The sequence below is a fragment of the bacterium genome (assembly GCA_040755795.1).
Lineage (GTDB): Bacteria > UBA9089 > CG2-30-40-21 > CG2-30-40-21 > SBAY01 > JBFLXS01.
The window spans coordinates 1-10,159 of sequence record JBFLXS010000121.1 but is presented as its reverse complement, the minus strand read 5'-3'; the positions used below and the strand labels follow the sequence as shown (position 1 = coordinate 10,159).

Sequence of the window (10,159 nt, the reverse complement as noted above, 5' to 3'; positions counted from 1 at the left end):
AACATGCAACTTCAATCTTAACAGAGCACTATAATCTTTGCGTTCTTTGCGGTTAATTTCTTTGCGTTCTTTGCGGTTAAAAAAGGATAAACCACTTAATCTTAAAAAAAACTTGAATATCGAGTATTAGTTTCTATTAATTTCAATTTTTTTAATAATATCTCCCTATCTCCTTAATCTCCACATCTCCTTTTGTTACACCACCTGAACGTTTACTCCATAGCTAATCGTGCTTACAAAGTTTAGTGGTAATTCTCCCCGCCGCCGCTGACCTCCGTCGTTATATGTATTTAGAGAACGATATAATAGTGTCGTGTTGAACAAATAACGCACGGAATTTGATTCTGGTAACTGGTGATTGGTAACTGGTAATTAAATACCGTTCGGCTGAGCTCAGGACGAAACTATTTAACCAGTTACCAATTACCAGTTACCAATTACCAGTTACCAATCACCAGTTACCAGTTACCAATTATCCGTTTGCAGGTTATGAAATCTGATGATAGGCCGTGCAAAACTTACTCAACACCACACTAGACAATACCTTTGATATCCTTTTTAATCTTTACCTGCCAGGAATTGTAAGGAGGTATTTCAATCTTCCAATTTGGGAAAAAGACAGAACCCTGGTAGCCTAACTCAAGTCCTGCTTCTGAAGAAGATACGGTATAGACAGGAAATCGCCATAAACAACAGGGTTGATTGAACTTAAAATCAATTTCTATCTTACCAATGTTATCTCGGAGTGTTATTTCTTTACAGTCAACATCTTCTGCGATTGAATCCATTTTATTATCTTTTAAATTCTCCATTTCGGGAATTATATAAAAACATTGTGTCCCTCCCACTAAACTTAGATTAAATTCTATCCCAAACCACAATGAAATATCTTTTTTGTCATCATTTCTGATTTCATAGGTTATCTCTATTTCTGAGTTCCTTGCTAATATTCTAACCGATTTTATTAGCCCGATTGATAATGCCTCCTCATTTACCAGCACTTTACCCTCTTTAGCCATATCTACTATTATTTCTTCTTTCCCCTGTCGGACTTTATGTTTATAAGGTTGATTAATAAAATCACACACCTCTTTATAATTACCTCGACTAAAATTATCAAGTGTAATATCTTTGGGTAAAAAATGGTCAATTAAACAGCCCCGTTGGTGGGAATCATAAGTAAGGTATTTGTCTAAATCTTGTTGTTTAGTTGATAATTGTTCGTGGATAGTAGCGACACCTGTTGATTTTCTGGATATTTCTGCTTGTTTAATTTTTTGATGATAGGTTTCTTCTTTACGACTTAATGTATTTGTAATATTACATAGTTTTGGTTTATAATCAAGTTCAAATAAAGTTCCACCTTTTAATGGTTGAAAATAAAGATTTAAGTAAGAATTACTGACTAAAATTTCCTTTTCCCCATCTTTATCAAAATCAATTGCCTCTATCTCTATCCAGCCGGGTGTATTATGAATGATATTTTCTGAGATAACTTCAGCATTAATAAGATGTTGATAGATAGCGTTTCTTAAATGAGGCAAATATAATCCTCCAAAAATGCCATGCCAATAGGCACAATTACATTGCCCTTGCCATAATTCTTCCTTTGCTCTATCAATACTTATCGGTCGATTATCAATAAACTTATTATCCTCAGTATAAACTAATACCTCTGATGCCTGAGATATTTGGTCAACTTTATTACTGACATAGAGCATTTTTTTGTGCATATTATTGGCTTCTGGGTATTTAATTAAGAAATTACGCCAAAAACTCCCTTTCATAAATTGGATATAAGATTGATATTTTTTGGAATGAGATAAATCAGCAATAACCTTTTCATATTCAATAAGAGAATGCGACGGGAGTGCCCACTGCATTAGTTCTTCATAAGCCGCACAGGGCAGATATACCCTTCCAAGAGAATTATTTTTCATTATCCAACCCGATAAAGTTGTCATTTTTATCCAGTCTGCATTTTCTAACGCCGTGAAGAAATTGTCCAACCAGCCTTTTTCATAGACCCATTCATAGGTATTAGGCCAGATGCCAAATTTTTCACCATCATCACCCATAAGTATCATTTTTGTTACATTTTCATCGGCGACCGATTGGAGATATTCCAGAACATTATCTACTTTTGGGGCAAATGGAATTAAATATCTTAACTTTTGGCTGATTGGGAATATTTTTATCGCTACCCCTTCTTCTTCGGTTACATAATATCCAAACAGGTCTTTCTCTTTAATTCCAACCCATTTAAAATGAGCATCGTCAACTAAAGTGAATTCTACTCCCGCTTCACCTATGGGTTTAGATAATGATGGCTCCCAAACTCGTTCGGCTAACCACATCCCCTTTGGAATTATGCCAAAATAGTTTTTAATCGTATTGGTCAATTTCTGAATTTGCCCAATCTTATCGCGGTCAGGGATAGCAGGTAATATTGGTTCATAAAAACCACCAGTCAGTATTTCTACCTGGCCTTGCTGAATTAACTTTTTTACCTTGCTAATTATCTCCGGATGCTTTTCCAAAAACCAGTTTAATAAAGAACCACTATAATGAAGTGATAATTTAATATCAGGATGCTTTTCTAAAACTTTAATAAAAGGAAGATATGCCTTTTGATAAGCCTCTTCAAAAACATAGTCAAAATTCCCAACAGGTTGATGGCAATGGATAGATAAAATAAGTGTTATTTGTTTCATGATTTAAACCTCTTTTTCAGTATTTCTTCGACAATTTTGGGGACAAAACCATGCAGTGAACCACCCAGACTGGCTATTTCTTTTATCGCTGAAGAACTTAAGAAGAAATTATCTTCATGGGTCATCATAAACAGAGTTTCTATCCCGGGATTTAATCTTTTATTCAAGGAAGCCATTTGGAACTCATGTTCAAAATCTGACACTGCCCGTAGTCCTCGAATGATAATACCTGCCTGTTTTTTTTGTGCATATTCAACTAACAATCCAGAAAATTCCTCTACCTCGACATTAGGGTAATCTTTGGTTATCTCTTTTAACATTTGTATTCGCTCTTGTATCGAAAAAAGAGTTGGTTTAGAAGAATCGCAAGCCACAGCAACTATTACCTCTTCAAATAAAGGTATCGCTCGTTCAATTATATCTAAATGACCATTTGTTATCGGGTCAAATGTTCCTGGATAAATAGCGATATTGTGCATTTTTACTCCTCTTACATCTTATTTTTCAATTCCAATACTAATTGAACCTCAGTTTTACTCATATTTACTGCCCTGGCAATTTCCTCTATTGAAAATCCAGCAAGCATCAATTCCTTTATCTTTTCCTTCTTCTCATCAACAGTTGCCTTTTTAGAAAGAGGTTTTATCTTTGGTCTTTCAACAGGTTTTTCCTTTATTTCTTCTACTTCTTTGTTTTTTCTACCACGATTAGCGAGTATATCTAAATCAACCGTCATCGAATTTAATTTTACAATTTTATTATCGGCTAATTTGATAATATTCTTTAAATCTTCTATTTTATCTTCAAGGATATTTATATTCGTGTTAGAAACTCGATTAAACTCAGTGATTAATTTACCTACTTCATTTCTAAACTTATCAATATCTTTGAATTCAACATTTGTTATTCTGGGTTTAATCCCATGTATCCAGATAATATATCCGGCGAGGATAAAAGAAATAATCGTTCCAAGAAAAAGCACAAACTCCATTTCATTATTTATTGTAATAAATTTAGATGATTTTGTCAAGTGGCAGATTGAGATTTTTTCCACCTGTATGGTTAGAATTTAGAGGGGGTAATATTTTGGAGATGCTGTTCCCGGGGAGAACTGCTCACTGGAGATAGTTAGATTGAGCAAATTTAATTCCTAATCCTACGGCTTCTTTAGCCGTTTGGGCGTAAATGATAGGTGGTTTCTCGTGATTTCGGCGTTCTAAATGCCAGGTTCGTAGTCCAATAAGGGGCACATTTAATTTTAAACAAAATGCCATCTCAGATAATGTTCCATAGCTTCCCTCAATGGCAATAATTGCTTCACAAGACCGGACAATGATAATATTTCTTGCCTGGTCTAACCCCGTAACAATAGGAATATCAATGTAAGGATTGGCAGAGGTTTTTGCGGTGCCTGGTAGTATCCCAATAGTTAATCCGCCCTGACTTTTTGCTCCACAACAGGCAGATTCCATTATTCCACCTAATCCACCACAAATTAATATCGCCCCTGCCTTCGCAATTTCTTCCCCTACTTCAAATGCTAATTTTTTACCCTCATCAGAAGGATAACTTTCACCTATAACTCCAATTTGCATTTTATATATCCTGTTTGTAAGCGTTCAGCATTCAGTTTTTGGTAACTATTTACCAAAGTGAAGTGTAACAAAGGAGAAAAGGGGAATATGGAGAAATGGAGAGAAGATGAATTAACTGATAAAATCATTGGTGCTCGTATCAATGTTCACTTAGTGAACTTTGCACATTCTAAGATTGATGTAAGGAGGATAGAATTAGAAAAAGATGAATAAGAATATTTCTCCAATTTTCCTTTTTCTCCCTTTCTCCTTACTTACACAAATTTCAGATGGCTAAAGTGTTACCTTATTTTTAATTTCGTGAGGCTCTTTAAGTATTTCCTCTATTTCGTGGGATTCTAATGTTTCTTTTTCGATTAAGACATTTGCCAGGCGGTCAAGTTTATCGTTATTTTCGAGTAATAATTCTTTAGCCTTTTTATTACAGGAATTTATAAGATTATGGATTTCGGTATCTATTTTAAATGCCACCTGTTCACTATAATTTTTTTCTTTAAAGAAATCTCTGGCTAAGAATATCTCCTGGTCTCTTCTTCCAAAGGCGATAGGGCCGAGTTCCTCACTCATTCCATATTCACAAATCATTTTATGAGCAATATCTGTGGTCCATTCAATATCTTTTTGGGCACCAGTGGTCATATCGTTAAATTTAATTAATTCTGCTTGCATTCCGCCAAGTGCTACAACCATTTTATCTAATAATTCAGTGCGGGTATAAAGATGTTTATCTTCCGTAGGTAATTGAAGGGTATAACCTCCTGCAATACCACGAGGTATAATTGAGACTTTATGAACCGGGTCACTATTCGGTATAAGTTTAGCCAGTAGTGTATGTCCTGCTTCATGGTATGCCTTAATCTTTTTTTCTCTTTCAGAAGTAACCTTACTTTTCTTTTCGGGGCCAGCAATAATTCGTTCAATCGCATCTTCAAATTCTTTTGTTCCTATTCTTTTTTTCTTTCTTCTGGCCGCCAATAAAGCGGCTTCATTAACTAAATTTGCCAGGTCTGAACCAACAAACATTGAGGTTCTTCGTGCCAGTAATTTTGTATCCACCTCTTTTGCTACCTTAACATTTTTCATATGGACTTTAAGAATTGCCTCCCGACCGGGTAAATCAGGAATATCAACCGTAATATGTCTATCAAATCTACCGGGTCTAAGAAGTGCTGGGTCAAGGACATCAGGTCTATTTGTGGCGGCAATCAATATTACCCCTTCGCCGGTGTTAAAACCATCCATTTCCACTAATAATTGATTTAAAGTTTGCTCTCGTTCATCATGACCTCCACCCAGTCCTGCCCCCCGTTGTCTGCCAACTGCATCGATTTCATCAATAAAAATAATACATCCTTTATTCGAAGAAGTTACCTGTTTTTTAGCCTGGTCAAATAAATTTCTCACCCGGGAAGCACCTACTCCAACAAACATTTCAACAAAATCCGAGCCACTGATACTTAAAAAAGGCACTTGAGCCTCACCAGCAACTGCTTTGGCTAATAATGTTTTTCCTGTTCCAGGAAGACCAACTAAAAGAACGCCTTTGGGAATTTTAGCCCCGAGTTTCTGGAATTTTTTTGGCTGACGCAGAAATTCTATTATCTCCTGTAATTCTTCTTTTGCCTCATCTACACCCGCAACATCTTTAAATGAGATTGTCGTTTTTTCCTTAGGATTAAATTTAGCCCGACTTTGACCAAAGGTAGCTATACGAGTTAATCCCCTTGGTCCTCCAACTTGCTGAGATAACAAAAACCAGATGAGGAAGAAAAAAAACACAGGTGTCCCTAAATACCAGAGTAGTGTCATCCACCACTTTGCCTCTGCGGGACTATCTCCTTCAAAAGAAACCTTATGCTCAACTAAAAATTTGATTAAGTTAGGGTCTTCATGAGGTATATAAGTAACAAATGGTTTGTCTCCTTTAAATGTCCCTTTAATATCCCGGTCAATAATCTTAAGATTCTGAACTTTACCTTTTTCTACAAAGTCTAAAAACTCACTATAACTTATTCGGTCAGGTACTGGTGGAAGAGGTGTCTGAAAAGTCTTAAGTAGATAGGGTAAAACTAATATTAAAAAAATTAACCACAAAATTAAATTTACACCTTTACTCATTCTAAATCACCTTTATCATTAATATATTTTTAGTCAAATCTGTAATCTTTACTCGTTCATCAATTCTATTAAGTCCAATTATCGAAATAATTCCTTCTTTATCCTCAAGAAGATAGATTTTATCTCGCTTTGTTTTTGGAATCTTTAAATCCATAAAAAAATCTTTAATCTTTTTACTTCCCACCATTCCATAAGGATGAAATCTATCACCTTTTTTTCGATGGCGAAGTAATAATGGTAATTGAACTTTATCATAATCTAAGTAAGTATATAAATCGGTAGAGAGAGAAATTTTCTGGATTAATTGTGTTTCTATTTTTAAGCCGTCTATTATGGTTATCCCGGGAACTTTTAAATATTTTTCTTCCCCCTTTTCTTCAACTCTATCTCCGTGATAAATAGTTAAAGTATCATATTCCCTTTGAATATTAATATTTAATGGTAAATTCAGACTTCCTTGCGCCGGTCCATTTTTAATTAAATTTAAAATAGCCTCAATATGTTTAAATGTAATTCCTTGTAAATCGCCTTTTACTTCCTCAATCATTTGGCGTAAGATACGGGATTGAATAGATTGATGGAGGCAGGAGAATTTTTTTAAGTCAACCTGATTTTTTCCTGATAAAACTTTATTCTTCTCTTCTTTCGATAAAAACTCTAAATATTCATCATCTATTTCCCACAAAGTAAATAATTTATCTAATACCTCTTTTATCTTTGGGTTATACTCTTGTAGTTTTGGTAATAATTTTAATCGGATTTTATTGCGTAAATAATCTGTTTTCAGATTAGATGTATCTGTTTTAAATGATAGATTATGAGATTTAAGGTAATCTATGATTTCTTGTTTTGTAATTTTTATTAATGGTCGAATGATATACAGTTGTTCATCAATTTTCCGTACAGGTGGAATTCCTTTTATTCCTGTTGGTCCGCATCCACGGATTAACCACATAAGTTTAGTTTCAAAATTATCATCATGATGATGGGCTAAGACAATTTTATTCGCATTTAGTGTTTTTGCGGTTTGAATTAAGAATTCATATCTAACTTTACGGGCTTTTTGCTGGATGGAGAAATTTTTTGAAGTATCCTGCAAAATGTCTATTTCTGCGGTAACAATAGGTAATTTTAGTGATTTTGCTATTTTTTTTACGAATAAAGCCTCTTGTTTTGCCTCTTTTCTTAATAAATGATTTAAGTGAGCCAGATAAAGCGTTAAGTTATATTTTTTTTGTAATCTTGACAGGATATGGACAAGGGCAACTGAATCAGGACCTCCAGAAATTCCAATTACTACTTTCTCACCTTCTTTAAGCATTTGATATTGAGCAATAGTTTCTTCTACCTTCTCTAACATAATTTAGCAACCTGGATAGGTTTTAATTTCTACCTTTGACCTATTGACCATCTGTATTGTCGAATATGATTAAAATTTATGACATCAATATTTATGTGAGACAATGAATTTGATAGAGGAAAATCATCTGTTATCACCAGGTATTTTTTTTGACATAATTCTATGATTACTGCATCTGTTAAACCATATTTTTCAAAGTATTTGTTTTCAGTAGCCCTCTTGCTCATAATAATTTCTTCATCTAATGTCGTAACCATATCTTTAAATTTTTTAAAGTATTCTATAAGGTATTCTGTCCTCAATGCCGAAGATAAGTTGCTAACTTCTGTAAGTATATTAGGTGTTGTGAGAACGCGGTCAAAATATTTAATAATCCGACACAAATCCTTAAAGTCCTCAAAAGTATAGTTATCTTTTGTTCTTTTATATTGAGAGATGAGTTGCGGATTAAAAGAGCCTAAAAAATATACCAGAAGTAAATTTGCATCAACTATAATTCCTCGCTTTTTATATTTCTGAAATAGTGATTTAATGTAATCATTATTCATCAGATTTTCCTTATCTTCATTGCTACCACTTCTCCAGTATCCCGTCTAACCTTGAATATCTTAATGGTTTTAAACATACCTACTATTTCTTCTGGGTTGCTGTAACTTAAAGTAATAAGCCAGAATTGTTCGTCCTCTGTCAATTCCATTTCTTCAAGAGCGATATTTGTAACACCAACAAACATACTTTTTAAATATTCAACGGCATTTTGAGTTGCTTGTTTTACATCAATCATAATTTGCGGCATAATCACCTTTGTCTTTTTCGCTAAGACGGGTGTAACTTTTGGTACTCTTATTTTTCTCTCTGGTACGGGCATAACCTTTGGTACTCTTATCTTTCTCTCTGGTACGGGCATAACCTTTGGTACTTTTATTTTTTTCTCTGGCATAATAATTCTCCTCTTTTACTGGTAGCGGCGCAGGGATTCGAACCCCGGACACACGGATTATGATTCCGTTGCTCTGACCAGCTGAGCTACACCGCCAATTAAAAAGTAGAGAGTAGCGAGTAGAAAGTAGAGAGATTTTTTGTCTCACTCTTTGTTAGATTTCTCTCTCTACTTTCTACTCTTTACTTTCTACTTCTTTTCTGGTTGCGGGGGGCAGATTCGAACTGCCGACCTTTGGGTTATGAGCCCAACGAGCTACCACTGCTCCACCCCGCGATGTATGTAAGTGAATTAGAGATTAGTGATTAGTGAATTAAAGGTTAATCTCCAATCTCTTAATCTCTAATTCTCTAATTCTCTAATTCTCTAATTCGCTAGTCCTGGTGCCGAGAGCCGGACTTGAACCGGCACGGAAATAAATTTCCACCGGATTTTAAGTCCGGTGCGTCTGCCAATTCCGCCATCTCGGCTACCAGATTATATTGTATAATAAAATAAACAGATTGTCAAGAGAAATTTATTGAAACTTACCCATAAGTCTCAATTGGGTAGTATTTAACCACAGAGACACAGAGACGCTGAGAAGAAATAGGAGAGAGATTAAAATAGATTCTTGAAAAGGTAGAATCTTCAGATTTTTCGCAAAGGCGCAAAGGACTCTAAGAAAAAAACTTTGCGACCTTTGCGTCCTGGCGAGAGAAAATTTCTATCTGGTTTCACACCGATAGTTCAACTATTACCTTTAAAATTTTGAAAGTGTACATTTTTCTCCGCGTCTCTGCGTTTCTGCGGTGTCCATTTCCTCCTTATTTCCTGAGATGGCAAACTTTAACACATAGTCCACAGATGTAATGCGTGCCTAAATTCTCTGATTTAGCAAAGATTTTTAGTTGCTCAAGGCATTTATTGCGGTCAAATTTATCTGCAGTATCTCCAATTGCCCTACAAGGACAGATTGCAAGACATTTTTGGCAATCCCCACAACCAAAATCTAACGGTTTTCCAGTTGAAAGTGGTAAATCTGTCAAAATACTGACATATCTTATTCTCGCTCCATAATCTGGACTAACTGCTAATGAACTTCTACCTATCCAGGCTACGCCAGCCTTAGCCGCAATTAATTTATGAGAAATACTTCCTCTTATCTCTTTCCAATCGGTAATTTGAGATGCGGGAATGGGTAAGGCATTGTAACCTTGTTGTTGAATAAAACTGGTTACTTTTAATGCACTCTGGTCAAGTAAAAGATTAATCTGGCGATAATGATGGAGATAGTCTCTTGTCGGTCTATCAATTATGCCGTCAATTATCACCTCTGAAAGCCGATAGCCTAAGGAAATACCATAAGTTAGTTTTTGGGCTAATAATGGACGCTGGACATTCTCCAGATTAGCATAACCACATAGCACAATCCCTTCTTTTTTTACTAAAT

At 35.0% G+C, this 10,159-nt stretch carries 10 protein-coding genes and 3 tRNA genes; 1 reads left to right on the top strand and 12 read right to left on the bottom strand.

Features of this window, described 5'->3' with window-relative positions; genetic code table 11:
* Positions 1–533: 533 nt before the first annotated feature.
* The 4 genes from AB1414_09375 to AB1414_09360 all read right to left on the bottom strand — a co-directional run bounded on the left by AB1414_09375 (position 534) and on the right by AB1414_09360 (position 4,309).
* A complete protein-coding gene (locus AB1414_09375) occupies positions 534–2,714 on the bottom strand; it encodes an alpha-amylase/4-alpha-glucanotransferase domain-containing protein (protein MEW6607647.1) in 2,181 nt (726 codons plus the stop codon).
* Positions 2,711–3,193: a pantetheine-phosphate adenylyltransferase gene (coaD, locus tag AB1414_09370; GenBank protein MEW6607646.1), complete on the bottom strand. Its 483-nt coding sequence runs from the start codon at positions 3,191–3,193 to the stop codon at positions 2,711–2,713. The genes AB1414_09375 and coaD overlap by 4 nt, the downstream gene beginning before the upstream one ends.
* An 11-nt stretch (positions 3,194–3,204) precedes the next feature.
* A complete protein-coding gene (locus tag AB1414_09365) occupies positions 3,205–3,705 on the bottom strand; it encodes a hypothetical protein (protein ID MEW6607645.1) in 501 nt (166 codons plus the stop codon).
* A 124-nt stretch (positions 3,706–3,829) separates the two neighbouring features.
* Complete coding sequence (locus AB1414_09360; GenBank protein MEW6607644.1) at positions 3,830–4,309, bottom strand: TIGR00725 family protein; 480 nt, start codon at positions 4,307–4,309, stop codon at positions 3,830–3,832.
* Positions 4,310–4,396: 87 nt separating this feature from the next.
* Between AB1414_09360 and AB1414_09355 the strand changes: the two genes are divergently transcribed.
* The gene (locus AB1414_09355; GenBank protein MEW6607643.1) at positions 4,397–4,522 is read left to right on the top strand and encodes a hypothetical protein; all 126 of its coding nucleotides are present in this window, start codon (positions 4,397–4,399) and stop codon (positions 4,520–4,522) included.
* 60 nt (positions 4,523–4,582) lie between these two features.
* Here the strand turns inward: AB1414_09355 and ftsH are convergent, their stop codons facing one another.
* From ftsH to AB1414_09315, 8 genes are all read right to left on the bottom strand, one after another.
* Complete coding sequence (gene ftsH, locus AB1414_09350) at positions 4,583–6,427, bottom strand: ATP-dependent zinc metalloprotease FtsH (GenBank protein ID MEW6607642.1); 1,845 nt, start codon at positions 6,425–6,427, stop codon at positions 4,583–4,585.
* A 1-nt stretch (position 6,428) separates the two neighbouring features.
* On the bottom strand, positions 6,429–7,787 hold the full coding sequence (tilS, locus tag AB1414_09345) for a tRNA lysidine(34) synthetase TilS (protein MEW6607641.1): 1,359 nt from the start codon (positions 7,785–7,787) through the stop codon (positions 6,429–6,431).
* 29 nt (positions 7,788–7,816) lie between these two features.
* Positions 7,817–8,335, bottom strand: a complete 519-nt coding sequence (locus AB1414_09340) for a PIN domain-containing protein (protein MEW6607640.1) — start codon at positions 8,333–8,335, stop codon at positions 7,817–7,819.
* The gene (locus AB1414_09335) at positions 8,335–8,727 is read right to left on the bottom strand and encodes a hypothetical protein (GenBank protein MEW6607639.1); all 393 of its coding nucleotides are present in this window, start codon (positions 8,725–8,727) and stop codon (positions 8,335–8,337) included. The genes AB1414_09340 and AB1414_09335 overlap by 1 nt, the downstream gene beginning before the upstream one ends.
* A gap of 19 nt (positions 8,728–8,746) precedes the next feature.
* Positions 8,747–8,823, bottom strand: a tRNA-Met gene (locus tag AB1414_09330).
* Positions 8,824–8,928: 105 nt separating this feature from the next.
* Positions 8,929–9,003, bottom strand: a tRNA-Met gene (locus AB1414_09325).
* A gap of 105 nt (positions 9,004–9,108) precedes the next feature.
* A tRNA-Leu gene (locus AB1414_09320) sits at positions 9,109–9,197 on the bottom strand.
* 336 nt (positions 9,198–9,533) lie between these two features.
* Positions 9,534–10,159, bottom strand: a 626-nt coding sequence (locus tag AB1414_09315) for a reductive dehalogenase domain-containing protein (protein ID MEW6607638.1), incomplete at its 5' end; no start/stop codon positions are given.